Annotated in this window: 23 protein-coding genes; 16 read left to right on the top strand and 7 right to left on the bottom strand. The window is 69.0% G+C overall.

Annotated elements, in window-relative coordinates; genetic code table 11:
* Nucleotides 1-12: 12 nt before the first annotated feature.
* The gene (gene mptB / locus DMC64_RS30565) at nucleotides 13-1,599 is read right to left on the bottom strand and encodes a polyprenol phosphomannose-dependent alpha 1,6 mannosyltransferase MptB (protein WP_125736586.1); all 1,587 of its coding nucleotides are present in this window, start codon (nucleotides 1,597-1,599) and stop codon (nucleotides 13-15) included.
* A 198-nt stretch (nucleotides 1,600-1,797) separates the two neighbouring features.
* Between mptB and DMC64_RS30560 the strand changes: the two genes are divergently transcribed.
* From DMC64_RS30560 to lepB, 9 genes are all read left to right on the top strand, one after another.
* Entirely contained in the window at nucleotides 1,798-2,598 is an 801-nt protein-coding gene (locus DMC64_RS30560) for a metalloregulator ArsR/SmtB family transcription factor (RefSeq protein ID WP_016333166.1), read from the top strand.
* Nucleotides 2,595-4,043 (top strand): Fe-S cluster assembly protein SufB, encoded by a 1,449-nt coding sequence (sufB, locus tag DMC64_RS30555; protein WP_007029701.1) that lies wholly within the window; start codon nucleotides 2,595-2,597, stop codon nucleotides 4,041-4,043. The genes DMC64_RS30560 and sufB overlap by 4 nt, the downstream gene beginning before the upstream one ends.
* A 2-nt stretch (nucleotides 4,044-4,045) precedes the next feature.
* Nucleotides 4,046-5,218, top strand: coding sequence for a Fe-S cluster assembly protein SufD (gene sufD, locus DMC64_RS30550; RefSeq protein WP_037344045.1), 1,173 nt, complete (start codon nucleotides 4,046-4,048; stop codon nucleotides 5,216-5,218).
* 36 nt (nucleotides 5,219-5,254) lie between these two features.
* Entirely contained in the window at nucleotides 5,255-6,025 is a 771-nt protein-coding gene (sufC, locus tag DMC64_RS30545) for a Fe-S cluster assembly ATPase SufC (RefSeq protein ID WP_016333168.1), read from the top strand.
* Between the two features lie 39 nt (nucleotides 6,026-6,064).
* The gene (locus DMC64_RS30540) at nucleotides 6,065-7,351 is read left to right on the top strand and encodes a cysteine desulfurase (protein WP_125736354.1); all 1,287 of its coding nucleotides are present in this window, start codon (nucleotides 6,065-6,067) and stop codon (nucleotides 7,349-7,351) included.
* Nucleotides 7,351-7,800, top strand: a complete 450-nt coding sequence (sufU, locus tag DMC64_RS30535) for a Fe-S cluster assembly sulfur transfer protein SufU (protein WP_007029705.1) — start codon at nucleotides 7,351-7,353, stop codon at nucleotides 7,798-7,800. The genes DMC64_RS30540 and sufU overlap by 1 nt, the downstream gene beginning before the upstream one ends.
* Nucleotides 7,797-8,204, top strand: coding sequence for a metal-sulfur cluster assembly factor (locus tag DMC64_RS30530; RefSeq protein WP_016333171.1), 408 nt, complete (start codon nucleotides 7,797-7,799; stop codon nucleotides 8,202-8,204). The genes sufU and DMC64_RS30530 overlap by 4 nt, the downstream gene beginning before the upstream one ends.
* 323 nt (nucleotides 8,205-8,527) lie before the next feature.
* Complete coding sequence (locus DMC64_RS30525; RefSeq protein WP_125736353.1) at nucleotides 8,528-8,857, top strand: YnfA family protein; 330 nt, start codon at nucleotides 8,528-8,530, stop codon at nucleotides 8,855-8,857.
* An 18-nt stretch (nucleotides 8,858-8,875) separates the two neighbouring features.
* Nucleotides 8,876-9,676 carry a signal peptidase I gene (gene lepB, locus DMC64_RS30520; protein ID WP_125736352.1) on the top strand — a complete coding sequence of 267 codons (801 nt, stop codon included), beginning with the start codon at nucleotides 8,876-8,878 and terminating at the stop codon, nucleotides 9,674-9,676.
* On the opposite strand, the gene DMC64_RS30515 is transcribed toward lepB, so the two are convergent.
* Together DMC64_RS30515 and DMC64_RS30510 are read right to left on the bottom strand one after the other, a co-directional pair.
* Nucleotides 9,600-11,564, bottom strand: coding sequence for an AarF/ABC1/UbiB kinase family protein (locus tag DMC64_RS30515; RefSeq protein WP_125736351.1), 1,965 nt, complete (start codon nucleotides 11,562-11,564; stop codon nucleotides 9,600-9,602). The two genes, lepB and DMC64_RS30515, sit on opposite strands and share 77 nt — an antisense overlap.
* A 13-nt stretch (nucleotides 11,565-11,577) precedes the next feature.
* A complete protein-coding gene (locus tag DMC64_RS30510; RefSeq protein WP_125736350.1) occupies nucleotides 11,578-12,795 on the bottom strand; it encodes an MFS transporter in 1,218 nt (405 codons plus the stop codon).
* A 90-nt stretch (nucleotides 12,796-12,885) separates the two neighbouring features.
* Here DMC64_RS30510 and DMC64_RS30505 point away from each other — a divergent pair, with 90 nt between their 5' ends.
* Genes DMC64_RS30505 through DMC64_RS30495 form a run of 3 tightly spaced genes read left to right on the top strand, consistent with a single transcriptional unit; the run spans nucleotide 12,886 to nucleotide 15,344 of the window.
* The gene (locus DMC64_RS30505) at nucleotides 12,886-13,455 is read left to right on the top strand and encodes a TetR/AcrR family transcriptional regulator (protein ID WP_125736349.1); all 570 of its coding nucleotides are present in this window, start codon (nucleotides 12,886-12,888) and stop codon (nucleotides 13,453-13,455) included.
* Between the two features lie 9 nt (nucleotides 13,456-13,464).
* Nucleotides 13,465-14,694: a sensor histidine kinase gene (locus DMC64_RS30500; RefSeq protein ID WP_125736348.1), complete on the top strand. Its 1,230-nt coding sequence runs from the start codon at nucleotides 13,465-13,467 to the stop codon at nucleotides 14,692-14,694.
* Nucleotides 14,691-15,344 (top strand): response regulator transcription factor, encoded by a 654-nt coding sequence (locus tag DMC64_RS30495; protein WP_125736347.1) that lies wholly within the window; start codon nucleotides 14,691-14,693, stop codon nucleotides 15,342-15,344. Before DMC64_RS30500 ends, DMC64_RS30495 begins: the two co-directional genes overlap by 4 nt.
* A gap of 8 nt (nucleotides 15,345-15,352) precedes the next feature.
* On the opposite strand, the gene cysC is transcribed toward DMC64_RS30495, so the two are convergent.
* Both cysC and cysD read right to left on the bottom strand, forming a co-directional pair.
* Entirely contained in the window at nucleotides 15,353-17,179 is a 1,827-nt protein-coding gene (gene cysC, locus DMC64_RS30490) for an adenylyl-sulfate kinase (RefSeq protein ID WP_125736346.1), read from the bottom strand.
* A complete protein-coding gene (cysD, locus tag DMC64_RS30485) occupies nucleotides 17,179-18,087 on the bottom strand; it encodes a sulfate adenylyltransferase subunit CysD (protein WP_125736345.1) in 909 nt (302 codons plus the stop codon). Before cysD ends, cysC begins: the two co-directional genes overlap by 1 nt.
* Nucleotides 18,088-18,164: 77 nt before the next feature.
* Here cysD and DMC64_RS30480 point away from each other — a divergent pair, with 77 nt between their 5' ends.
* Complete coding sequence (locus DMC64_RS30480) at nucleotides 18,165-18,632, top strand: nuclear transport factor 2 family protein (protein ID WP_016333182.1); 468 nt, start codon at nucleotides 18,165-18,167, stop codon at nucleotides 18,630-18,632.
* A 224-nt stretch (nucleotides 18,633-18,856) separates the two neighbouring features.
* On the opposite strand, the gene DMC64_RS30475 is transcribed toward DMC64_RS30480, so the two are convergent.
* Nucleotides 18,857-19,738: a helix-turn-helix domain-containing protein gene (locus DMC64_RS30475; RefSeq protein ID WP_125736344.1), complete on the bottom strand. Its 882-nt coding sequence runs from the start codon at nucleotides 19,736-19,738 to the stop codon at nucleotides 18,857-18,859.
* Nucleotides 19,739-19,825: 87 nt separating this feature from the next.
* Between DMC64_RS30475 and DMC64_RS30470 the strand changes: the two genes are divergently transcribed.
* From DMC64_RS30470 to DMC64_RS30460, 3 genes are read left to right on the top strand one after another with little or no spacing between them, the layout of a single operon-like run.
* The gene (locus tag DMC64_RS30470; protein WP_125736343.1) at nucleotides 19,826-20,995 is read left to right on the top strand and encodes a DUF1214 domain-containing protein; all 1,170 of its coding nucleotides are present in this window, start codon (nucleotides 19,826-19,828) and stop codon (nucleotides 20,993-20,995) included.
* Nucleotides 20,992-21,774, top strand: coding sequence for an SDR family oxidoreductase (locus DMC64_RS30465; RefSeq protein WP_125736342.1), 783 nt, complete (start codon nucleotides 20,992-20,994; stop codon nucleotides 21,772-21,774). Before DMC64_RS30470 ends, DMC64_RS30465 begins: the two co-directional genes overlap by 4 nt.
* A 10-nt stretch (nucleotides 21,775-21,784) precedes the next feature.
* The gene (locus DMC64_RS30460) at nucleotides 21,785-22,945 is read left to right on the top strand and encodes a sulfotransferase (protein WP_125736341.1); all 1,161 of its coding nucleotides are present in this window, start codon (nucleotides 21,785-21,787) and stop codon (nucleotides 22,943-22,945) included.
* Between the two features lie 77 nt (nucleotides 22,946-23,022).
* On the opposite strand, the gene DMC64_RS30455 is transcribed toward DMC64_RS30460, so the two are convergent.
* Nucleotides 23,023-24,705, bottom strand: coding sequence for a GGDEF domain-containing protein (locus tag DMC64_RS30455; RefSeq protein WP_125736340.1), 1,683 nt, complete (start codon nucleotides 24,703-24,705; stop codon nucleotides 23,023-23,025).
* Between the last annotated feature and the right edge of the window lie 67 nt (nucleotides 24,706-24,772).

Genomic DNA, 24,772 nt, shown 5'->3' with positions numbered 1-24,772 from the left:
CACGATACGGCCTCACGCCGGGACCGAATGCTCCGGGGACGGTCTGGACAGCAGCAGTGGTGAGAGGCGGTGGACGATGAACAGCCCCAGAAGCGTGACGACCCCGGCGGCCGCCCACGCGAATGGCAGCACGAAACCGCGGCCCTCGAAGGTGCTCCCCGTCGTCGGCAGGAGGAACGGCAGGACGGCGGTGACGATCGTCGCGGCGATGCGGAACCGCGAGGTCCCCGCCGCCGCGGCGAGCGGGATGATCGCCCACAGCAGATACCAGGGCTGCAGCGCGACGTGCAGCACCATCACCGCGCCGAGGGAGACACCGAGCCCGATGATCGGGCGGTAGCGCCATTTGAAACTGTCCCAGAGGAACTTGACCGTCACCGCGCCCGCGACGAGATAGCCGAGCGAGCCCAGGATCGGCACCATCGCGTTGGTGTGGTTGCCGAGGCCGAGCGCGATGCCGAGGACACCGCCGAGCGCGGCGAGTTCCGACGTCGGCGAGATCCACGAGCGGACCAGCCCCGGCGTCCCGAGCGCGCCGACCCAGCCGAAGCCGAGGCCGGTGCCGTAACAGACCGCCACCAGGGTCACCCCGAACAGCAACGCCATCGGTACCGCGGCGGTGATGAGGTCCTTGATCCGGCCGTGCCAGCGTCTGGCGACCATCACCGTGAAGAACGGCAGCGCCAGGATCGCGTTGATCTTCACCGCGACGCCGAGGGTGATGAGCACCACCCCGAGCCCGATGTACAGCAGTTCGCCCTTGGCCAGCGGTGGCGGTTCGTCGTTCTTGAACCGCACCGGCATCCGCTGGAGGCCGACCTCCAGCCCGGCCACCATGAGCCCGATGGCGAGCGCGTCGTTGTGGGCGCCGGCGACGAAGTGGAAGATCAGCAGCGGGTTCGCCGCGCCGAGCCACAGCGCGGTGGCGGGCTGCACGCCGAACCGGCGGGCCAGCCGGGGCAGCGCCCAGATGATCAGGATGACGCCGATCAGCGCGAGCCCGCGCTGCAGCAGCACGCCGGTGACGATGTTGCCGCTGCTGAGCGGCGCGAGCCAGCCGCCGAGACGCAGCAGCAGCGGGCCGTAGGGCGCCGGGGTCTCGCGCCACATGTTGGAGACGCCCGAAGTCAGCGGGTCGGAGACGCCGAGCGCTTCGGCCGGGCCGAGGGAGTACGGGTCCATCCCGCGCGCGACGATCTCGCTCTGCGCGAGATAGCTGTAGACGTCGCGGGAGAACAGCGGCGGGATGAACAGCAGCGGCGCGCACCAGAGCGCGATGGTGCGGGCGAGCTGGCCCTGGGTGGCGAGGCGGCGGCGCGCGGGCTGGGCGAACCGGCCGAGCAGCAGCCAGCTGAGCACGATGATCGCCATGCCCGCCAGGCCCATCGCGAGCGAGACCATCGGGATCCGGGTGAACAGCCGCAGGACCGGGATCTCCTGCACCGGGTTGATCACCGGGGCGGCACCCGCGCCGAGCGAGCCGAGGGCGAGGAACAGGGAGCCGACCGCGCCGAACCGGCGGACCACGTTCAGCCCGCGCAGTTCCTTGTCGTCCAGCGGTTCCGGATCGTGCGGGCGCCCGGGCACGAGCGTCGCCACCGACCCCGCCGCCCGGTCTTCGTCCTTGTCCCGCTGTGCCGGGTGATCGCCCACTACCACGCACGAAGGGTAGCGATCCCGGGAACAGACCGGGCGGGTACGTGGTTACCCCTGTGCTCAGCCGCGCCGACGTGACCCACGCCACTCCGTGAGGCACCCCTCTTTGCCGTCTCCCCGGAAATACGTCACACTTGTGTTGTGAAAAAGACGGGGACGCAGGACGAGGCCGGTGGCGACATGCCCCGCGCCGAGGTCCAGCCTGTCCCCGTGCAGGTCGGCCCCGAGGGCAGGACCAGGCACGAAGTGGCCCGTTTGCTGCTGGAACAGGGTCCGATGACCGCCGTCGTGGTGGCCGAGCAGCTGGGTATCAGCGCCGCCGCCGTCCGCCGTCATCTCGACGCGCTGCTCGCCGACGGCGAGGCCGAAACCCGGGACGCGCCCCGCCGGGGCCCCCGCGGACGAGGCCGTCCCGCCAAGAACTTCCTCCTCACCGAAGCCGGCCGCGCCCGGTTCGGGCACGCCTACGACGATCTCGCGTCCTCGGCCATCCGCTTCCTCGCCGAACACGCCGGCGAAGACGCCGTGAAGGCCTTCGCGGAGGCTCGGGTCGCTTCGCTGGTCGGTCCGCACCAGGACGCGATCACCAAGCACACGGACCCGGCCGCCCGTGCCGAGGCTCTCGCTGCGGCGCTGACCAGGGAGGGCTACGCTGCGTCGACCCGTCAGGTCGGTGTCGGCGAACAGCTCTGCCAGCACCATTGCCCGGTCGCCCACGTCGCCGCCGAGTTCCCTCAGTTGTGTGAAGCCGAAACCGAGGCTTTCGCGGAACTGCTGGGTACTCACGTCCAGCGGCTGGCGACCATCGCACGCGGTGACAACGCGTGCACCACACACGTACCCGTCGTCTCGACGGGTCACCCGGCCACACCCGGGCCGGGAAGCACGGCGCCCTCCCCAGGGCGCACAGCACGGATCCCGAATGGAGGGAAACCCGCATGACTGCCGCTGCCGAGCAGCGCACTCCCACCACCGCGCCCATGAGCCAGGAAGAGACCATCGAGTCCCTTGGCAAGTACGCGTTCGGCTGGGCGGACTCCGACGAGGCGGGCGCCAGCGCCCGTCGCGGACTGAACGAGGACGTCGTCACCGACATCTCCTCGAAGAAGTCCGAGCCGGAGTGGATGCGCGAAGCGCGACTGAAGGCGCTCAAGCTCTTCGACTTGAAGCCGATGCCCAACTGGGGTGCGGACCTCTCCGGGATCGACTTCGACAACATCAAGTACTTCGTGCGGTCCACGGAGAAGCAGGCCACCTCCTGGGAAGACCTGCCCGAGGACATCAAGAACACGTACGACAAGCTGGGCATCCCCGAGGCGGAGAAGCAGCGCCTCGTCGCCGGTGTCGCCGCGCAGTACGAGTCCGAGGTCGTCTACCACCAGATCCGCGAGGACCTGGAGGCCCAGGGCGTCCTGTTCCTGGACACCGACACCGCGCTCAAGGAGCACCCGGAGATCTTCAAGGAGTACTTCGGCTCCGTGATCCCGGCCGGGGACAACAAGTTCTCCGCGCTGAACACCGCGGTGTGGTCCGGCGGTTCGTTCATCTACGTGCCCAAGGGCGTCAAGGTGGACATCCCGCTGCAGGCCTACTTCCGGATCAACACCGAGAACATGGGTCAGTTCGAGCGGACCCTGATCATCGTCGACGAAGACGCCTACGTGCACTACGTCGAGGGTTGCACCGCGCCGATCTACCAGTCCGACTCGCTGCACTCGGCGGTCGTGGAGATCATCGTGAAGAAGGGCGCCCGCTGCCGCTACACGACCATCCAGAACTGGTCGAACAACGTCTACAACCTGGTCACCAAGCGCGCCAAGTGCGAAGAGGGCGCGACCATGGAGTGGATCGACGGCAACATCGGCTCCAAGGTCACGATGAAGTACCCGTCCGTGTTCCTCATGGGCGAGCACGCCAAGGGCGAGGTCCTCTCGGTCGCGTTCGCGGGCGAGGGCCAGCACCAGGACGCCGGCGCGAAGATGGAGCACCTGGCGCCGCACACCTCCTCGACCATCGTGTCGAAGTCGGTGGCGCGCGGCGGTGGCCGCACCTCGTACCGCGGCCTGGTGAAGGTCGCCAAGCGGGCGCACCACTCGCGGTCCAGCGTCGTCTGTGACGCGCTGCTGGTCGACACGATCTCGCGGTCGGACACGTACCCGTACGTCGACATCCGCAACGACGAGGTCTCCATGGGCCACGAGGCGACCGTCTCGAAGGTCAGCGAAGACCAGATGTTCTACCTCATGTCGCGCGGTCTCGACGAGGCCGAGGCCATGGCGATGATCGTGCGCGGGTTCGTCGAGCCCATCGCGCGTGAGCTGCCGATGGAGTACGCGCTCGAGCTGAACCGCCTGATCGAGCTTCAGATGGAAGGGTCCGTCGGCTAGTCATGTCGGTTACCGAGAACAACGTTTCCGAAGCGATGCGCGAGGGCGTGGTCATCCCGGCCACGTCCCGCGCGGAGCGATTCACCTCCTACGACGTCGAGGCCTTCGAGGTCCCCGGCGGTCGTGAGGAGAACTGGCGCTTCACGCCGATGAAGCGGCTGCGCGGCCTGCACGACGGGTCCGCCGCCGCCTCGGGTTCGGCCACCGTGGACGCCGACGCCGCCCCCGAACTGAAGATCGAGACGGTCGGCCGGGACGACGAGCGCCTCGGCGCCGCGGGTGTCCCGAGCGACCGGATCGCCGCGCAGGCGTACTCCTCGTTCACCGAGGCCACCGTCATCACGGTGCCCAAGGAGACGAAGACGTCGAAGCCGTCGACGGTGAAGATCACCGGCCCCGGCGAGGGCAAGGTCGCCTACGGGCACGTGCAGGTGCGCGCCGAGCAGTTCTCCGAGGCCGTCATCGTCCTCGACCACGTCGGCTCCGGCACGTACGCCGACAACGTCGAGTTCGTCATCGGCGATTCGGCGAACGTCACCGTGGTCAGCGTCCAGGACTGGGCCGACGACGCGGTGCACGTCTCCGAGCAGCACCTGAAGCTCGGGCGCGACGCCAGCCTCAAGCACATCGTCATCACCCTGGGCGGTGACCTGGTCCGCGTCTCGCCGACGGCGACCTTCGCCGACAAGGGCGGCGACGTCGAGATGCTCGGCCTGTACTTCGCGGACTCGGGCCAGCACCAGGAGCACCGGCTCTTCGTCGACCACGCGGTGCCGAACTGCAAGTCGCGCGTGATGTACAAGGGCGCGCTGCAGGGCGACGACGCGCACACCGTGTGGGTCGGCGACGTGCTGATCCGGGCGGCCGCCGAGGCCACCGACACCTACGAGCTCAACCGCAACCTGGTGCTCACGCCGGGCGCGCGGGCCGACTCGATCCCGAACCTGGAGATCGAGACCGGCGAGATCGAAGGCGCGGGCCACGCGAGCGCGACGGGAAGGTTCGACGACGAGCAGTTGTTCTACCTCCAGTCGCGCGGAATCGGCGAAGACGCCGCGCGCCGCCTGGTCGTACGCGGGTTCTTCCACGAGATCCTGGTCAAGATCGGCGTTCCCGAGGTGCGCGAGCGTCTCGAGGCCGCGATCGAAGCCGAACTCGAAGCTGTCGGCGCCTGAGCGCGCGTCCGTCCACAAGAGACTTTTAGGAAAGAAATGCCTACGCTGGAAATCAAGGATCTGCACGCCTCGGTCACGACCGAGGAGGGCCCCAAGGAGATCCTCAAGGGCGTCAACCTGACCATCAAGTCGGGCGAGACCCACGCGATCATGGGCCCCAACGGTTCGGGCAAGTCCACGCTGTCCTACGCCATCGCCGGTCACCCCAAGTACGAAGTCACCTCCGGGCAGGTCCTGCTCGACGGTGAGGACGTGCTGGAGATGAGCGTCGACGAGCGCGCCCGCGCGGGCCTGTTCCTCGCGATGCAGTACCCGGTCGAGGTGCCGGGCGTGTCCATGTCCAACTTCCTCCGCACCGCGGCCACCGCGGTCCGTGGCGAGGCCCCCAAGCTGCGCCACTGGGTCAAGGAGGTCAAGGAGGAGATGGGCAAGCTGGAGATCTCGGCCGAGTTCGCCGAGCGTTCGGTGAACGAGGGCTTCTCCGGCGGCGAGAAGAAGCGCCACGAGATCCTGCAGCTGGCGCTGCTCAAGCCGAAGATCGCCATCCTCGACGAGACCGACTCCGGCCTCGACGTCGACGCGCTGCGCGTCGTGTCCGAGGGCGTCAACGAGTTCAAGGCCAACAACGACGCCGGCGTCATGCTGATCACGCACTACACGCGGATCCTGCGGCACATCACGCCCGACTTCGTGCACGTCTTCGCCGGCGGCAAGATCGTCGAGTCCGGTGGCCGTGAACTCGCGGACGAGCTCGAGGAGAACGGGTACGTCAAGTACACCGGCTCCGCCGAGACCGCCGCCGTCTGATCACTGAACTTCACGACTACACCGAGAGGAGTTGGCCCGATGACCACCACCACGGCTAACTCTGTTCCGCTGGACGTAGCGGCCATCAGGGCCGACTTCCCGATCCTGACCCGCACGGTCCGGGACGGGAAACCCTTGGTGTATCTGGATTCCGGTGCGACGTCCCAGAAGCCGGCGCAGGTGCTCGAAGCCGAGCGCCGGTTCCTGGAGACCTCGAACGCCGCGGTGCACCGCGGCGCGCACCAGCTCGCCGAGGAGGCGACCGACGCCTACGAGTCCGCCCGCGTGCGGATCGCGGAGTTCGTCGGCGCCTCCCCGCACGAGCTGGTGTTCACCAAGAACGCCACCGAGGGCATCAACCTCGTCGCCTACGCGATGAGCAACGCCGCCACGGCCGGTCCCGAGGCCGAGCGGTTCAAGCTCGGTCCCGGCGACGAGATCGTCATCACCGAGATGGAGCACCACGCGAACCTGGTTCCGTGGCAGCAGCTCAGCCAGCGTACCGGCGCGACGCTGAAGTGGTTCTCCGTCACCGCGGACGGCAGGCTCGATCTGTCCAATGTGGACGAGCTGATCACCGAGCGGACCAAGGTGCTGGCGTTCACGCACCAGTCCAACGTGCTCGGCACGATCAACCCGGTCGAGTTCCTGGTGAAGAAGGCCCGCAAGGTCGGCGCGCTGGTCGTGCTGGACGCCTGCCAGTCGGTGCCGCACTTCCCCGTGGACCTGCACGCGCTGGACGTCGACTTCGCCGCTTTCGCCGGGCACAAGATGGTCGGCCCGTACGGCATCGGTGTCCTCTACGGCCGCCGCGAGCTGCTCGAAGCGATGCCGCCGTTCCTGACCGGTGGCTCGATGATCGAGCTGGTCCGCATGGAGCAGACCACCTTCGCCGCGCCGCCGCAGCGGTTCGAGGCGGGCACCCCGATGACGTCGCAGGCCGTCGGCCTCGGTGCGGCCGCCGACTACCTGTCGGCGATCGGCATGGACCGCGTCGCCGCGCACGAGCACATGCTCACCGAGGCGGCACTGGCCGGACTCGGCGAGATCCCGGGCGTGCGGATCGTCGGCCCCACCGACATGGTCGACCGCGGCGGGCTCGTCTCGTTCGTCATCGACGGCGTCCACCCGCACGACTCGGGTCAGGTGCTGGACAGCCTCGGTGTCGCCGTCCGCGTCGGGCATCACTGCGCGTGGCCGCTGCACCGGGCCTGCTCGGTGCCCGCGACCGTGCGCGCGTCGTTCTACGTCTACAACACCCTGTCCGAAGTGGACGCTTTGGTGAACGGTGTGCGTGAGGCGCAGAAGTTCTTCGGGGTGGCGTGATGAACCTGGAGAGCATGTACCAGGAGATCATCCTGGACCACTACAAGAACCCGCACGGCCGCGGCCTGCGCGAGCCGTTCGACGCCGAGTCGTTCCAGGTCAACCCGACCTGTGGCGACGAGGTGACGTTGCGGGTGAAGGTCGACGACGGGAAGGTCGCCGACGTCTCCTACGAGGGACAGGGCTGCTCGATCAGCCAGGCGTCCACGTCGGTCTTGACGGATCTCGTCGTCGGGCACACCGTGGAGGAGGCGTTCACCACCATGGACGCCTTCGTCGAGCTGATGCAGGGCAAGGGACAGATCGAGCCGGACGAGGACGTGCTGGAGGACGGCATCGCCTTCGCCGGCGTGGCCAAGTACCCGGCCCGCGTGAAATGCGCCCTGCTCGGATGGATGGCGTTCAAGGACGCCGTCGCCCGCACGACCAACGGAGTTGAGACGGCATGACCGAACAGCAGACCGAAACCCGCGAGGGCCGCACGGCCGCCGACCTCGACGCCGAGACCGCCGCCGCCCCGGACAGCGCCGACGTGGCGAAGGTCGAGGACGTCGAAGAGGCGATGCGCGACGTCGTCGACCCGGAGCTCGGCATCAACGTCGTCGACCTCGGGCTGGTCTACGACATCCGCGTCGAGGCGGACAACACCGCCACCATCGACATGACCCTGACGTCGGCGGCCTGCCCGCTGACCGACGTCATCGAGGACCAGACCGGTGCCGCGCTCGTCGGCGGGGGAACGGGACTGGTCAAGGACTTCCGGATCAACTGGGTCTGGATGCCGCCGTGGGGTCCGGAGAAGATCACCGACGACGGCCGCGAACAGCTGCGGGCGCTCGGCTTCACCGTCTGAGGCTCGCTTCGCTCCTTTCGAGTGCTAGGAACGGTCCTTTCCTTGCGAAATTTGCAAGGAAAGGACCGTTCATTGCATTCGGGGGCGGGTAGAGGGCGCCGAGCGTATAACGGCCTATACCGCGCCGCTGATGCGGATAGCGCCGGTTCGCGTGTCTGGATGGACGACGCGCGTGATCCGACGGACGACACGCGTGATTGGGCGGACGACTCGCGGTGAAACCCCGGCCGGGCGCGTGTCGTCCATCCAGACACGCGTGTCGTCCGCTGGATCACGCGTGTCGTCCGGTCAAGCACACGACCACGCCGCAATAAGCTGCCGGGATGATCTTCCGGTCCATCGCGCTCTTCGCGCTCGCCGCCCTGCTGGAGATCGGCGGTGCCTGGCTGATCTGGCAAGGCGTCCGGGAGCACCGCGGCTACCTCTGGATCGGCGCCGGCGTCATCGCGCTCGGCCTCTACGGCTTCGTCGCGACCTTGCAGCCCGACGCGAACTTCGGCCGCATCCTCGCCGCGTACGGCGGAGTGTTCGTCGCGGGTTCGCTGGCGTGGGGCATGGTCGCCGACGGCTACCGCCCGGACCGCTACGACGTGATCGGCGCGTTGATCTGCCTGGCCGGGGTCGGGGTCATCATGTACGCGCCCCGAGGTTGAGTGGCGCTACTCTGCGCTGTGACCGAAACGGACTTTCCCGCGCCGCCCGCCGACAGACCCGGGCCGAAGCGAAGATTCTCCCCGCTCCTGCTCGTGATGATCCTGCTGGCGGTCGTCGGCGTGGGCGCCGGCGGATACGGGTTCTGGACCCTGCTGAGCTACCGGATGGCGAGCGTTCCCGGCGGCGGGATGGCGCCCACGATCCAGCCGGGAGCGGTCGTGCTGTACCGCTGGACCTCCCTGCCCGAGATCCCTCGCGGCGCGGTGGTCCTCATGGAGGTTTCCGCGTTCCCGGATTCGAGCCCCGCCGACGGCCGGATCGTCAAGCGGGTGATCGGTGTCGGCGGTGATCGGGTCGTCTGTTGCACGCAGGACAACCTGATCACCGTCAACGGGAAGCCCGTCAAGGAGCCCTACACCGAGGACGACAACGGGTACGGCCGCAAGGAGTACCGGCCGTTCAGCGTCCAGGTGCCGCCGGGCGCCGTGTTCGTCGTGGGCGACCAGCGGAACAACTCCCGGGACTCACGGCTCTACGTCGGCATGCCGGGTGACGGCGCCGTGCCGCTGTCGAAAGTCGTCGGAGTCGTCGTCGGGCTGGGGAGTGTCCTCGCCGCCGATCCCTTCCCGCAGACCACCGCGTTCGTCGAGGCCGGATTGCCCGGCGATCCGGTGTCCGACACCGGGTTCCGCACTTCGCGCAACCTCGCGTTCGGTGGGGCCGGGCTCGTGGCCGTCGGGGTCATCGGGGCGATCGTGCTCGTTGTCCGCTCCGCCGGAAAACGACGAAGAGCAGCCGCAATCCCACCAATGCGCTGACCACCAGCAGGTTGTAGCCGAACATCTGGTGCAGCGTGACCCCGGCCAGCACCTCCGGGCCGGTCGCGCTGCCCAGCAGCAGCACGGCCATCAGCCCGGTGGCCACGCCGACGAACGCCAGCAGGATCTCGTGCACCAGCCCGGTGACCACGTCGCGGTCGCGTTCGTCGGAGAACAGCCGGACGTTGACCGAAAGCCTGCCCTGCTCCAGCGCGTCGCCGATCCGGTCGACGCGGCGGGGCAGCCGTCGCAGCACCGGCAGGAGCGCCATCAGTTCGTTGGTGGCCGTGGACCGCAGCGATTCCGGGCGCAGGCCGGCACCGACCTGCTCGGCGGCGTAGGCGCGGGATTCGACGACGATGTTGAATCCCGGCGCCAGCGCGGCCAGTGTCCCCTCCAAGGTGGCCAGGGCGCGGAACACCGCGGCGATCGGCGGGGGCACGCTGAGCTTGAAGTCGGCGATCACCCGGAACAGGTCGGTGAACATGTCGAGATCCGGGGCCTGGCCGTGGTTGAAATGCTTGGCCACCAAGGCACCCAGCGCCCGTTCCAGCCGCCGCTCCTCGATCTCGTCCGGCCGGTCGACGATCTCCAGCAGGCCGTCGCGCAACGCGGCCGGGTCGCCGCGGTCCAGCGCGAGGATCAGGTTCTGCAGCCCGCCGCGCAGACCCGAGTCGAGCCTGCCGACGGAGCCGAAGTCGAGCAGCCCGAGCCTGCCGTCGGCGAGCAGCAGGACGTTGCCGGGATGCGGGTCGGCGTGGAAGACGCCGCTGCCCATCACCTGGCCGAGCACGCACCGCAGCATCGACCGCGCGAGTTTCGCCCGCTCCGCGACCGGCACCTGCTCCTTGGCGGCGGCGAGCGGTTTGCCGTCGAGGCGTCGCATCACCAAAACACGTTCGGTGGACAGTTCTTTGTGGACGGTCGGAAGGGCGACCTCGGTACCGGGGGAGGCGGCGGTGACCGCTTCGATGTTCCTGGCCTCGGTGCGGAAATCGAGTTCCTCGACCAGCGCGTCGGCGAATCCTTCGGCGAGGTCGACGACGCCGAGCGAGCGTGCCCACCCCGCGCGTACGTCCAGTGCGGCCGCCACCCGGCGGACGATGTCGAGGTCCCGCTCGACCAAGGCCTGCACGCCGGGCCGCTGCACCTTGACGACCACGTCCTGCCCGCCGCGCAGCTTCGCCCGGTAGACCTGCGCGATCGACGCGGCCGCGATCGGTTCCGGGTCGAATTCGGCGAAGATCTCGGCCGGGTCGCCGCCCAGTTCCTCCCGCAGCACCGTCGCGACCTCGTCGGCGTCGGCGAAGGCGACCTGGTCCTGGAGTTTGCTGAGTTCGTCGACGAAAACCGGCGGGAGCAGATCGGACCGGGTCGAGAGCAGCTGGCCGAGTTTCACGAACGTCACGCCGCCCTCCTCCAGCGCGCGCCGCAGCGAGCGCGCCAGTTTGGCGTGCCGGACCTCGGCGAGGCCGGGTTCGCGGCGGCCGGTGAGGTAGCGGCCGAGGCCGTGTTTGATCGCGATCCGGGTGATCTGCGAGTAGCGCCGGGTCCGGGCCGCGCGGCGGCGCATCGACCGGATCCTGCCGATCAGCCCGAGCCCCGAACCGGCGGGAAGCGCGAGTTCCGCGACGAACAGGAAGATCAGCGTGGCCAGGAAGGCGCTGCCCGCCACCGGGATGACCAGTCCGGCGAAGGCGTTTCCCGCGTACATCGCCTGCGGGAACGCGGCGAGGATGCCGCCCGCGACGAGCCAGCCGAAGCCGGCGGCGCAGCCCGCGCGGATCAGGCCGATCCGCACCCCCAGCACGCGGCGGGCGCCGACCACGAGCGGCCACAGCATGAGCGCGTAGACGGGCAGGGTGAGCAGGCCGAGCAGCAGGTTCATGCCGAAGAGGACATCACGCGCGGCCCGCGCGGGATTCCCGCTGCGGCGGGACGGTACTCACCCCTGAGAGGGAGCGGACCCCGAAGTTGTAGGTAGTGGTCGCCTCCTTGGGTGCGAACAGGACGCCGAGGACGGCGATCACCGCCGCCGCGAGGAAACCGGCACGAAGATCGAGGAGATCACCCAGAAGACCGATGATCGGTGCTCCGGTGGCCTGTCCGAGGGCCAGCATCAGGAACGCCACGCCGACACCGAACGCGGGCGCCGTCGGGTAAGCCCTGGTACCCCAGAGGATCAGCACCCCGGTCAGTCCGATGTAGACGGCCCCGAAGAGCGCCGCCGCGATGACGAGCGCCGGAAGAGAGCGGGTGGCGAGGGCGAAGAGGGCAGTGGCGGCGGCGAACAGGAGCATTCCCACCGACCAGGCGCGGCGCAGTCCCGCCCGGGAGGTCAGTTCGGCGGTGAACGCGCCCGCCAGGCCGACCGCGCCGAGCACGATCCACACCACCGTCGAGGCGGTCTCGTCGAGTCCGCCGACGCTCACGGCGATGTCCCGGCCGAACGTCCAGATCGCCGCGCTGGCCAGGCCGAGGGTCGCGGCGGCGGGCAGCAGCCGTCCGGTGGCGGGCGGGAACAGCGGCGAAGGCAGTCCCCGCGCGCGGTCGTCCTTCACCGGCGGCACGACACGGGCGATCCACAAGGTCACCAAGGCCGAGGCCGCGGCGAAGGCCCACCAAGCCATTCGCCAGTCGCCGACCGCGAGCAGGGAGACCGGGCCCGAGACGAGCACGCCGAGTCCGGTCCCGGCGTTCACCACGGACTGGGCACGGTCCCGGCGGGTCACGCGGACGACGTGGGAGACCGCGTCGGCGAGTGAGGGGGAAGCGAGGCCGGTACTGGCTCCGGCGAGGACGACGCCGACTGTGAGGACGACCGCGTTCGGCGCGGCCGCGATCATGGACGTTCCGGCGGTGGCCGTCGCCCCGGCGGCGAGCGCACCCGTCCGCGCGCCCCAACGGGTCGTCACGGCGGTCGAAGCGATGACCGCGAGGCAGTACGCGACGTAGCTTCCCGCCGCGATGGCGCCGAGCGTGCCGCCGTCGAGGCCGAACTCCGTGCGGAGCATCGGGGCGAAGAGGCCGTACGCGTACCTCGCGAGTCCGTAGGAGACCGCGATCAGCGACAACCCGGCCGCGGTGAACGTCAGCTCGCGTTTGTACGAATAAACCATCAGCTCTCCTCCAGAGGTATACCGAGCGGTATACCTCTGGAGTGTTCCCGCATTTCGCGCTCGGGTCAACCGATCGGTATAGTCGGGGGCATGCTGACACCGGCGGGCGAGCGTGTTCTGAGCGCCGCGAGCGAGCTCTTCTACCAGGAGGGCCTGAACGCCGTGGGCGTCGCGGCCATCGCCGAGGCCGCGGGCGTCACGAAGAAGACGCTGTACGCGTCCTTCGGGTCGAAGACGGAGCTGACGGTCGCGTACCTGCGAAGCCGTCATGACATCTGGTGGGCGTACCTCGAAGAGCGGCTGGCGGAGGCCGAAGTGCCCAGGGCGCTGACGGTCTTCGACGCCTACGTCGATCATCCCAAGCTCGGAAGTGACCGGGGGTGCGCGTTCCTCAACGCGGCCGCCGAACTGCCCGCCGGGCATCCCGGCCTCGACGTGATCCGGCGGCACAAGGCGGCGGTGCGCGCGAAGTTCGCCGAACTCCTCCGCGAGGACGCGCCGGGCGCCGCCGATCCCGAGCGGCTCGCGGAGCAGCTCTTCCTCCTGCTCGAAGGCGCCGTCGCGCATACCGGCATCGACGGGGACGCGCACCGGGTCACCCTCGCGAGGGAGATCGCGGAGATACTGATGAGGGATCCGCGCCAAACCGGCACACGCTAGAAAGACCCCATGCGACTTTTCGGCCCGCTCCTGGATCGGGCGACCTACCGCAGGTGGGTCTACTTCATCCTCGGTGGCGCGCTGAGCGTGCCGTACGTGCTCTTCGCCGCCATCATGGTGCCGTCGCTGCTGCCCCTCGTCGTGACGTTGGAACGCGGGACGGTGATCGGGCTGATCACCGTCGTCGTGGTGATGATCGCGTCGTCGTTCATCCCCGCCGTCCGCGTGCTGGAAGGCGCGGCCGTGCGGGAACTGCTGGACGATCCCGTGCCGGGAGTCGTGTTCGGGCCCGCGGGGAGCTGGCCCGTCCGCCTGCGTTCGACCGCGATGTTCCTGCTGCACGTGAGCACCGGTTGCGTCATCAGCCTGGTGAGCCTGTTCGTCCCGGTCGCGTTCGGCTTCACGATCGCGGCCCCGTTCAGCGGCAAGATCGCCCTGACCGACGCGAGCGCGATCGAGGTGCCGAAAGGTTGGGCGAGCGCGTGGATCCCGGTGGCGTGCCTGCTCGGCGTCGTCGTGCTGGCCTATGTCGTCTGGGGTGCGGGCGCGGTGCTGACCCGCTGCGCCAAGAGCCTGCTGGGGATCTCGGCCGCGGAGCGGATCGCCCAGCTGGAGAAGCGCACCGAACAGCTCGCCGAACGCAACCGGCTCGCGCGCGAACTGCACGACTCGGTCGGGCACGCGCTGAGCGTCGTGACCATCCAGGCCGGCGCGGCGCGGCGCACCCTGAGGTCCGATCCGGACTTCACCGAGCAGGCGCTCACCGCGATCGAGGATTCGGCCCGCGCCGCGCTGGACGATCTCGACCACGTGCTCGGCCTGCTGCGTGACGAGGCGTCGTCGCGGGCGCCGCAATCCGGGCTGGCGGAGCTGCCCGCGCTGGTCGAGGCCACGCGGCTGGCCGGCGCCGAGGTGTCGGCGGAGATGCGCGGTGATCCGTCCGCGGTGCCGCCGGTCGTCTCCCGTGAGGCGTACCGGATCTTGCAGGAATGCCTGACGAACGCGTTGCGGCACGCCGGTAAGGTGCCGGTGGCGGTCCTCGTCGACGCCGGGGCGGAGCTGTTGCGGGTGCGGGTGTCCAATCCGCTCGGCGACGCGCCGCCGTCACGGGACGGGGGCGGCCGGGGGCTGAGGGGAATGACGGAACGGGTGGAAGTGCTCGGGGGCACGATCACCGCGGGCCGCGCGGACGGATTCTGGAAGGTCGAGGTGGCGGTGCCATGGGGGGAACGGCGATGAGCATCGGGGTGCTGCTGGTCGACGACGAACAGCTCATCCGGGCCGGGCTGCGGGCGATCGTCGCCTCGGAGCCCGACCTGGAGGTCGTCGGCGAAGCGTCCGACGGTGCCGAGGTGCCCGGCCTGGTGTCGCGGTTCCGGCCCGACGTCGTGCTGATGGACGTCCGGATGCCTTCGGTCGACGGGATCCACGCGACCACCCATCTGATGGCCACTCTTGCCAATCCGCCGAAGGTGATCGTGGTGACCACCTTCGAAAACGACGACTACGTCTACGACGCCTTGCTCGCCGGGGCGAGCGGCTTCCTGTTGAAGCGGGCCCGGCCCGAGGAGATCGTCGCGGCGATCCGCACCGTGGCGGCGGGAGAGTCGCTGCTGTTCCCGGCCGCGATCCGGCGGCTGGCCGCGCAGCAGGCGAACCGGGGGCCACTCGACGGTCTGTCCGGTGCCGGGCTCACCGAACGCGAAAGCGAGGTGCTGCGGTTGATGGCGGGTGGACTGTCCAATGTGGAGATCGCTGGCGAGCTGTACCTCGGCGTGCAGACGGTCAAGACGCACGTCGGGAACGTGCTCGCGAAACTCGGCGCGCGGGACCGGACGCAAGCGGTGATCAAGGCCTACGACACCGGATTCGTCACGCCGGCGGGCTGAGGCTCAGGTCAGTCGAGGGCGGCGAGGATCAGCGCGGCCATCGCGGCAGGATCCCCGTTTTCGGGGCGCAGCACCAGATCCGGGCTCTCGGGCTGCTCGTAGGGAGCGTCCACCCCGGTGAACCCGCTGATCTCGCCCGCCCTCGCCTTCGCGTACATTCCCTTGGGATCGCGGTCTTCGCAGACCTCCAGCGGCGTGTCGACGAAGATCTCGAGGAACGGCAGGCCGGCGGCCTCGTGCGTGGCGCGGGCGAGTTCGCGGTCGGCCCGGTACGGGCTGATCAAGGAGACCACCGACACCACACCGGCGTCGGCGAACAGCTTCGCGACTTCGGCGACGCGGCGGACGTTCTCGGCGCGATCGGCGGGGCTGAAGCCGAGGTTCCCGTTCAGTCCGTGCCGCAGGTTGTCGCCGTCCAGCAGGTACGAGGGCCTGCCCGACGCCACCAGCCGCCGTTCCAGTTCCACGGCCACACTCGATTTCCCGGACGCGGAAAACCCGGTGAGCCAGACGGTGAGCCCGCGTGTCGCGCGTTCCGCCCTGGTGACCGCGGCGGTGTGCCAGACGACGTTGGACGCGGTCACGCTCGGCCCGGTGATCATGCCCGCCGCGACCGTCGCGCCGGAATGCTCGTCGACGAGCAGGAAACCTCCGGTGGAGCGGTTGCGGCGGTAGGAATCGAAGAGCAACGGCTGCCGGGCACGCAGCCGGATCCGGCCGATTTCGTTGAGGGACAACGACTTCGCCGTCTCGTCGCGGTGCAGCGTGGTGACGTCGAGCCGGTAGTCCAGGTCGCGGATCTCGGCCTTGGTCTCCCGGGTGGTGTGCCGCACGAGGTAGTTCGAGCCCGGGGTCAGGGCGCCTTGTTCGGAGAACCAGCACACCATCGCGTCGACGTCCCGGCTCGTGTGGGGACGGTTGCCGGGGCGGCAGATCAGGTCACCGCGACCGAGGTCGAGGTCGTCTTCGAGTTCGATCGTGACGGCCTGCGAAGCGAAGGCCTCGGTGACAGTGGTGCCGCCCGGGCCCCAGATCGCGCGCACCGTGGTGGTGAAGCCGGAAGGCAGGACGGCGACCTCGTCACCGGGTTTGAACACCCCGCCCGCGACGGTGCCCGCGTAGCCGCGGAAGTCGCGGCTGTGCTCCCGGATCACGTACTGCACGGGGAATCGCGCGTCGATGAGGTTGCGATCCGAGGCCACGTGCACCTGTTCGAGGTGATGCAGCAGGGAAGTCCCTTCGTACCAAGGCATACCGGTGCTCCGGTGCACGACGTTGTCGCCGTGCAACGCCGACATCGGCACGAAGGTGAGGTCGTGCACCTGAAGTTTCATGGCGAACCGGCGGAACTCCTCGCGGATCTCTTCGAAGCGTTCCCGCGACCAGCCGACCAGGTCCATCTTGTTGACGCACAGCACCAGATGCGGGATCCCCAGCAGGCTGGCCAGGAACGCGTGCCGCCGCGACTGTTCGAGCACGCCCTTGCGGGCGTCGATCAGGATCAGCGCGAGATCCGCCGTGGACGCGCCGGTGACCATGTTGCGGGTGTACTGCACGTGTCCCGGCGTGTCGGCGATGATGAACTTCCGCCGTGGGGTGGCGAAATAGCGATGGGCGACGTCGATCGTGATGCCCTGTTCGCGCTCGGCGCGTAAGCCGTCGGTCAGCAGCGCGAGGTTCGGGTACGCCTCGCCGCGGTCGCGGCTGGTGCGTTCGATGGCTTCGAGCTGGTCGGTGAACACCGTCTTCGAATCGAACAGCAGGCGGCCGATCAGCGTCGACTTCCCGTCGTCGACGCTGCCCGCCGTCGCGAGACGGACCAGTGAGGCGCCCATCAGAAGTAACCTTCCTTCTTCCGGTCTTCCATACCCGCCTCGGAGATCCGGTCGTCGGCGCGGGTGGCGCCACGTTCGGTGAGCCTGCTGACCGCCACTTCGGCGACCACCTCGCCCGGCGACGACGCCGTCGACTCGACGCAACCGGTGCAGGTCGCGTCGCCGACGGTGCGGAAGCGAACCGTTGCCTCGTAAGGACTTTCGCCTTCGTGCAAGGTGAGGAAGCGGGTGTGCGCGAGCAGCATGCCGTCCCGCTGGACGACCGGCCGCCGGTGCGAGTAGTAGATCGACGGCAGGTCGACGTCCTCCGCCTCGATGTACTGCCAGATGTCGAGCTCTGTCCAGTTCGACAGCGGGAAGACGCGGATGTGCTCACCCTTGCGATGCCTGCCGTTGTACAGATCCCACAGCTCCGGCCGCTGATTGCGCGGATCCCACTGGCCGAACTCGTCGCGGAAGCTGAACACCCGTTCCTTCGCGCGGGCCTTCTCCTCGTCGCGCCGGGCGCCGCCGAAGACCGCGTCGAAGGAATGCTCGCGGATCCCCCGCAGGAGGGCGGCGGTCTGGAGCCGGTTGCGGCCGGCCTTCGGGTCTTCGACGACCCGGCCCGCGTCGATGTCGTCTTGGACGCTGGAGACGACGAGCCGGAGCCCGTACCTGCCGACCGTGCGATCGCGGAACTCGATGACCTCGTCGAAGTTGTGCCCAGTGTCGACGTGCATCACCGGGAACGGGGGCGGTGACGGCCAGAACGCCTTGGCCGCGACGTGAAGCATCACCATCGAGTCCTTGCCGCCGGAGAACAGCAGCACGGGCCGTTCGAAGGTCGCCGCGACCTCGCGGAAGATGTGCACGGCTTCGGCTTCGAGTGCTTCGAGATGGGTGAGCTCGTAGGCCGGGGACGCCATCGTGACCTCCGTCGTTCGAGATCAGAAAAGTAGAACAAGTTCTTGTGCTTGGTCAAGGGGAGGAGGACGCTGTCGACATGGACCTGGTCGCGCTTGAAGAGATCCGCCGCCTGAAAGCCCGCTACCTCCGCTGCCTCGACCTCAAGCTGTGGGACGAGATGGCCGGGACCCTGACCGCCGACGTGCACGCGCGGTACGGAACGCCGTCGTACGGCAAACCGCTGACCTTCGAAGGCCGCGAAGCGATCGTCGAGTTCTTTCGGAACGCCGTCGGCCCCGGTGTCACCACGGTGCACTTCGCCGGGCAGCCGGAGATCGACGTCGACGGCGACACCGCGACCGGGACGTGGCTGATGCGGGACAAGGTGATCGTGCCCGAGCACCGGGTGATCATCGAGGGCGCGGCGTACTACGAGGACACCTACCGGCGGGTGGACGGCGTGTGGCTGACCGCGTCCACCCAGTACGACCGGCTGTACGAAACGATGATGTCGATGGACGACGTGCCGAGCCTGAAGCTCACCGCGAACCGGTGGTCCTCCTGACCCGCGTTCAGTCCTCTAAATGCGGCAGGCCGAGGCTCGCTCGGTGCCCCCAATGCCACATTGGAGACACCGGGTGCTGGAGGACTTCGTGGCTCGCATTTAGTCCTCTAAATGCGAGCCGGGGCTGGTCACGGGGGTCGTGAAGGGAACCTTTGGGACGTTGAACGTCTCGAAGGAGGCATTCAGGGCACCGGGCGATGCGGGCAACTGCCGCATTTAGAGGACTAAATGCGCGTGGGGTGGCGGCCCCCGGATTCGGCGGTGACGGCATCGGCGGCCGCGACCAGTGCGGCGCCCCGTCGCGCGATTTCGGCGCCGGTGACCGGCTCGCCGACCGAGAGCGTGAGCACCAGTTCCTGCCGTCCCGAAGCGTCGAACGTCGGGGCGGCCAGCAGGCTCACCGCGTGCTTGCGGCGCGGCTCCAGATCGGCGCCGAGGTAGACGCGCTCGCCGAGGCTCGAGACGAGTTCCCCCACCAGGCCCCGCACTTCCGGCGGCAGGTCCTCCGCGCCGACGCCCGCCATCAGCGCGTAGAGCCGCCGCCCCGCGGAAGTCAGGCTCTCCACCAGATACCCGTGCTCCCGGCATTCGGCGACGACGCGGCGAAGGTGCGCTTCGTCCAATCGCACCGGCACCGCCGGGGGTTTGGCGAGCCACGCGTCGAACGCCGCGTCGGAGTCCCACAGCACGTACATCAGGCCGACCGGCGGAGCGAACGGATACGTCTCGCCCAGTTTGACGCGGCCTGGCCCGGCGCTCTGCAGCATCAGGATCCGGTCGCCGACCACGGCCGACGCCGTGCACGTCGCGCCGTAGCGCCTGCTCAAGTCCTCCAGATGTCGTCGCGCGACCTCGCTCGCGCCGAAGCCTTCGCTCGCGACGCGGCCGGCGGCGACCATCGCGGGCCCGAGCCGGTAGGTGACCGGCTGGGGGTCGCGGACCAGGTAGCCGCCCGTCGTCAGTTCGGTGACGATGCCGAGGCAGGTCGGTTTCGCCAGGTCGAGCTCGCGGGCGAGCTCCGAAAGCCCGAAGCGCCGGCCGGGATGCGCGGTGAAGAAGTCGAGCAGCCTCACGACTCGCTCGGTGGGCGGGGAATGCCGGGCCATTGACCCATCCTTAGAACGCGTTCTAGTCTGACCGTGCGAAGAACGTACCAAGTCGGTACATATTTGTACCAGTATGAGGAGTCGCCGGTGCTCACTCAACCGTTGGCGGACGCGATCGCCGAAGCCGAGAAGGTCATCGCGGAGGCGCCGCACATCCGCACCGAACAGGATCTGGTCGAGGGATACGACTACCTCGCCGGCAGCATCCGCGCCTCCCTGCAAATGGCGTGGGCCTACGAACGCGACTACCCGTTCTTCACCCAGTCCACCGGGCCGTACACGAAGATGGGCCTGGACAACCCGGACACGCTGTACTTCAACGCGAACATCCGCGAGGACCGCGAGTACGTCGTCACCGGGACGCGGGGGAGCACGGCCGACGTCAGTTTCCAGGTCCTCAACGGCGACTACTCGCCCGTCGAGGTGCCGGACAGCCTCGCCGCCTTCGACGACCGCGAGATCGAGATCGCCGACGACGGCTCGTTCGAACTCCGCTTCGGCCCGGCGAAACCCGACCCCGGCCCCAACTATTTCGTCCTCGGCCCGGGTTCGTCGATGCTCGTGGTACGCGAGGTCTACAGCGACTGGGCCACCGAACGCCGCGGCACGATCCAGATCCAGTGCGCCGACACCGCGGGTGGTGCGCCCGCGCCGCTCACCCGCGACGGGCTGGCCAAGCGGTACGGCGTCACCGGCAAGATCCTGCTGAGCAGGCTGCGTACCTTCCTCGCCTTCCCGAAGTGGTTCTACCTGAACCTGCCGGTGAACACGATGACCGAGCCGCGTCCCACACCGGGCGGGCTGACCACGCAGTACTCCTCGGCGGGGCACTACGAACTCGGCGACGAAGAGGTCATGATCGTGACGGTGCCGCGTTCGGACGCGCCCTATCAGGGCATCCAGCTCGGCAGCGTCTGGTATCTCTCGCTCGACTACATCAACCATCAGACGAGCCTCACCGCCGACCAGGCGCGGGTCGACCCGGACGGCAAGATCCGTTTCGTGATCAGCGAACGCGACCCGGGCCTGGCCAACTGGCTCGAACGCACCGGGCACGACCGCGGGTACGTCCAGATCCGCTGGCAGCGCCTCTCCCGTGCGCTGAGCGAAGCCGACGGTCCCGAGGTCGAGGTGGTGAAGTTCGGCGAATTGGCCGACCGGTTGCCGTTTTACGACGAAGCGCGGGTGACCCCGCGGGAATGGTCGGACCGGATCTCGGCCCGTCAGACCGCCGTCGCGGCGAGGATGCTGGGATGACGGATCTCTTGCGGGACAAGGTGGTCGTGGTCTCCGGCGTCGGGCCGGGACTCGGCCGGTCCATCGCCATCCGCTGTGCCGCGGCGGGCGCCGACGTCGTCCTCGCCGCACGCACCGAATCGCGGCTCGCCGAGGTCGCGAAGGAGGTCGACGCGCTCGGCCGCCGCGCGGTCACCGTGCCCACCGACATCACCGACGACGCTTCGGCCGCGAACCTCACCGAGTCCGCCTTGAAGGCCTTCGGCCGGGTGGATGCCTTGGTGAACAACGCTTTCGCCATCCCGCCGATCATGGATCTCGCCGACGTCGACCTGGCCGACGTGCGGGCGGGGTTCGAGACCAACGTGCTCGCCGCGCTGCGCCTCACGCGGCTGTTCACGCCTTCGCTCGCGGAGAGCGGCGGCTCGGTGGTGATGATCAATTCGGCCGTACTGCGGCATTCCCGGCGGACCTTCGGCGCGTACAAGATGGCGAAGGCGAGTCTGCTCGCGCTCGCGCAAAGTCTCGCCTCGGAACTCGGACCGCGGGGGATCCGGGTCAATTCGGTAGCGCCCGGTTACATCTGGGCGGACTCGCTGAAATGGTATTTCGCTTATCTGGCGAAGGAACGCGGCGTGCCGCCGGAGCAGGTGTACGCCGAGACGGCGGAGACGATCGACCTGCGCCGCCTGCCGGAGCCGGACGAGATCGCCGACACCGTCGTGTTCCTGGCCTCGTCGCTCGCCCGGTGCGTCACCGGCCAGTGTCTCGACGTCAACGCCGGTGAATATCATCACTGAGAGGGAGAATATGCTGCCAGGGCGGGAAAACGTCGGCACCGTGGAAGATCTGCACGCGTCGGCGGCGAAGCTCACCGGGTTGGACGACTTCGGTGGCGAAGACCATCTCGAAGGTCTCCGCGTGCTGCTGGATTCGTACGCCCGCGAGGCGGGTTTGACCCCGTACGGCAACAAGATCCATCGTGCGTTCCTGCGCGGTGCCCTGGTGGCGAGGTCGCTGAGCGAGGCGTCTTGGAAGCAGAACCCGGAGTACGCCGAGGTTCCCATCGAACGGCCCATCTTCGTCACCGGCCTGCCGCGCACCGGGACCACGGCGCTGCATCGGCTGCTCACCGAGGATCCGGCGCACCAAGGGCTGGAAGTCTGGCTGACCGAGGTGCCGCAACCACGCCCGCCGCGTGAGACGTGGGCGGAAAACCCGGTCTTCCAAGGGATCCAGGCGGGCTACGAGAAGCACCACGTGGAGCATCCCGAGTTCATGGGGCTGCACCACATGTCCGCCGATCAGGTCGAGGAATGCTGGCAACTGCTGCGGCAGTCCTTGAAATCGGTGTCCTACGAATGCCTCGCGCACGTGCCGTCGTACTCGCGCTGGCTGGACGGGCAGAGCTGGACCGACGCCTATCGCAGGCACCGGCGCAACCTGCAGCTCATCGGCCTGCCCGACGCCGGGCGCCGCTGGGTGCTCAAGAACCCGAGCCATCTTTTCGCGCTCGACGCGCTGCTGGAGGTGTACCCGGACGCGCTGATCGTCCAGACCCATCGCGCGCCGAGCACGATCGTCGCGTCGGTGTGCAGCCTGAACGAGCAGGCTTCGGAGGGCTGGTCCGACGTCTTCCGCGGCGACGTGATCGGCCGGAGCCAGCTGGATCTCTGGGCGCGGGGTGCGGAAAAGTCCTTGGAGGCGCGGAAACGGCATGATCCCGCGCAATTCTGCGATGTACGGTACGAGGATTTCGTCGCCGACCCGATTGGCACGGTCGAGGGCGTCTACCGGCATTTCGGCCTCCCGCTGAGCGACGCCGCGCGGCACGCGATGACCGTCGTGCACGCCGAAAGCCGCTCCGGGGAAAGGAAACCCTTGCACCGGTACGACCTCGCGGACTTCGGGCTCACCGCAGGCGAGGTCGACGAACGCTTCTCGGCCTACCGTGCCGCCTACGACCTCTGACCCGCCGCATTTCGTCCTCTGAATGCGGTACTTGCACGCGCAAGGAACGCATTCAGAGGACGAAATGCGGAAAGGGGTCAGAAGCCCGCGACGCGTTGCGAGGGCAGGCCGCGCGTCGTGATCCCGCGCAGCACCTCGACCCGGTCCGAGCCCGGCCGCCCGAGCACCCAGCTCGACCCGGGGACCTTCTTGGCCTGCTTCTTCAACGGTGCCAACAGCCGGGATGCGTCCTTGTAGGACCGGATGGCGCCGTTCCCGCACACCAGGGTCGCCAGCGAGACCGTCACCGGGAGCCCGTCGGCCGACCACGGCGTGTCCAGCAACGCGGTGGCGACCGTGCCGATCTCGTCGACGTCGCAGGCGATCAGGAAGTCGTCCCCGCCCACGTGGCTGACGCGCATCCGGCGCAGCCGGGCCTCCAGATCGGTGAGCGTCCGGCCGAGCGTGCGGATCAGGTCGTCGCCAGCGGCGAAGCCGGCGGTGTCGTTGACCGTCTTGAACGAATCGACGTCCAGCCAGGCCGCGACGAACGGCTCCCGCGCGTTGATCCGGCGGTCGACGTCCCTCGCGACCGCGTCGCTGCCCGGTAGACGGGTCAGCGGGCTCAGCGAGACCGCCTCCTCGACCTTCGCCTCCGCGACCCCGCGGACGACCTCGTTCACCAGCACCACACCGACGCACCGGCCGCGGTCGTCGACCACGACGACGTCGTCGCCGGTGCGGCCCCAGTCCGCGTCGGTGACCAGTTCGAGGAATTCGAGCGCGCTCGCGTCGGCGTGGATCGTGTGCGGCCGGTCGGCCAGCCGCGACGCCGGCCGTTTGGCGTGCAGGGCGTGGCCGTACAACCCGGTGACCGCGACCAGGAACCGGGTCCGGTCGATCGACCACTGTGGACGGTGGCGGTCGTCGATGCCGACGATGCCGCTCGGGCCGTCGGCGGCGGCCAGCACCTCGCGCACGTCGTCGCAGGTCGCGTCTTCCGGCAGCGTCGTCGCGGGCCGGAGGAAGTCGCCGACGCGGCGGGCGCGGGCGGTGCCGGGGATGAACGGGCCGGGCGCGTCCGGCGCGGGCAGCGGCGCGTGGTCGCCGTCCGGCGGGGCGAGCAGGTTGCCCTGCGCGATCCGCACGCCGAGCCGCCGGGCGGATTCCAGCTGCTCCGTGGTCTCCAGCCCGGTCGCGACCAGGCGGTTGTCGGTGCGCGACGCGAAGTGCAGCACCGCTTCGACCACCGCGACGGCGGCCGGGTCGTGCGGCAGCCCCCGCAGCACGCTGCGGTCCAGTTTCACCAGGTCGACGGGCGCCGAAGCGAGCAGCGTCAGCGGGAGGTCGCCGCGGCCGAGGCCGTCGAGCGCGAGCCGGAAACCGAGTTCGGTGAGCCGCCGCATACCGGTCAGCAGCAGGTCGGCGGGGATCTGCGTGAACGGCGGCCCGATCTCCAGCACCACGTCCCTGGTCCGGCGGCCCGCCAGGCTGAGCGCGTCGGTCAGCGGGTCGAACTGCGACGGCGGCGCCGCCACCGTCCGCGCCGACAGGTTCAGGTGCAGGGGGAGGGCGGCCTGCGGTTCGCGCAGCTGCCGGACGGCCTCGGCGGCCAGCCCGACGTCGACCTCGGCCAGCCTGCCGTTGCGCCGGGCGTCGGCGAGCAACTCGTGGGCGGTCCCACGGCCCGGCCGCGCCAAGGCTTCGAACGCGACGACTCCACCGGTGTGCAGGCTGTACAACGGCTGGTAAGCGAAGCGGACAGCGATCTGCAACGTCACAAGCGCATATTCGCGGGTGACGGCGCGAAACAAAACACGTGTCAACTGATGTTCATCGCGAAGGCAC

This window comes from Amycolatopsis sp. WAC 04197, assembly GCF_003947475.1.
Classification (GTDB): domain Bacteria; phylum Actinomycetota; class Actinomycetes; order Mycobacteriales; family Pseudonocardiaceae; genus Amycolatopsis; species Amycolatopsis japonica.
Note: the sequence above shows the minus strand (reverse complement) of the source record. Positions and strands in the feature narration are given on the sequence as shown.

Bases quoted from the DNA above. Each gene is read 5' to 3' on its own strand.
- DMC64_RS30480 (WP_016333182.1), top strand. From the start codon at position 18,165: ATGGACCTGGTCGCGCTTGAAGAGATCCGCCGCCTGAAAGCCCGCTAC.
- DMC64_RS30460 (WP_125736341.1), top strand. From the start codon at position 21,785: ATGCTGCCAGGGCGGGAAAACGTCGGCACCGTGGAAGATCTGCACGCG.
- DMC64_RS30515 (WP_125736351.1), bottom strand. From the start codon at position 11,564: ATGAACCTGCTGCTCGGCCTGCTCACCCTGCCCGTCTACGCGCTCATG.
- DMC64_RS30525 (WP_125736353.1), top strand. From the start codon at position 8,528: ATGATCTTCCGGTCCATCGCGCTCTTCGCGCTCGCCGCCCTGCTGGAG.
- DMC64_RS30495 (WP_125736347.1), top strand. From the start codon at position 14,691: ATGAGCATCGGGGTGCTGCTGGTCGACGACGAACAGCTCATCCGGGCC.
- DMC64_RS30465 (WP_125736342.1), top strand. From the start codon at position 20,992: ATGACGGATCTCTTGCGGGACAAGGTGGTCGTGGTCTCCGGCGTCGGG.
- sufU (WP_007029705.1), top strand. From the start codon at position 7,351: ATGAACCTGGAGAGCATGTACCAGGAGATCATCCTGGACCACTACAAG.
- sufB (WP_007029701.1), top strand. From the start codon at position 2,595: ATGACTGCCGCTGCCGAGCAGCGCACTCCCACCACCGCGCCCATGAGC.
- sufC (WP_016333168.1), top strand. From the start codon at position 5,255: ATGCCTACGCTGGAAATCAAGGATCTGCACGCCTCGGTCACGACCGAG.
- cysD (WP_125736345.1), bottom strand. From the start codon at position 18,087: ATGGCGTCCCCGGCCTACGAGCTCACCCATCTCGAAGCACTCGAAGCC.
- sufD (WP_037344045.1), top strand. From the start codon at position 4,046: ATGTCGGTTACCGAGAACAACGTTTCCGAAGCGATGCGCGAGGGCGTG.
- DMC64_RS30510 (WP_125736350.1), bottom strand. From the start codon at position 12,795: ATGGTTTATTCGTACAAACGCGAGCTGACGTTCACCGCGGCCGGGTTG.
- DMC64_RS30540 (WP_125736354.1), top strand. From the start codon at position 6,065: ATGACCACCACCACGGCTAACTCTGTTCCGCTGGACGTAGCGGCCATC.
- DMC64_RS30530 (WP_016333171.1), top strand. From the start codon at position 7,797: ATGACCGAACAGCAGACCGAAACCCGCGAGGGCCGCACGGCCGCCGAC.
- cysC (WP_125736346.1), bottom strand. From the start codon at position 17,179: ATGGGCGCCTCACTGGTCCGTCTCGCGACGGCGGGCAGCGTCGACGAC.
- DMC64_RS30500 (WP_125736348.1), top strand. From the start codon at position 13,465: ATGCGACTTTTCGGCCCGCTCCTGGATCGGGCGACCTACCGCAGGTGG.
- DMC64_RS30475 (WP_125736344.1), bottom strand. From the start codon at position 19,738: ATGGCCCGGCATTCCCCGCCCACCGAGCGAGTCGTGAGGCTGCTCGAC.
- DMC64_RS30505 (WP_125736349.1), top strand. From the start codon at position 12,886: ATGCTGACACCGGCGGGCGAGCGTGTTCTGAGCGCCGCGAGCGAGCTC.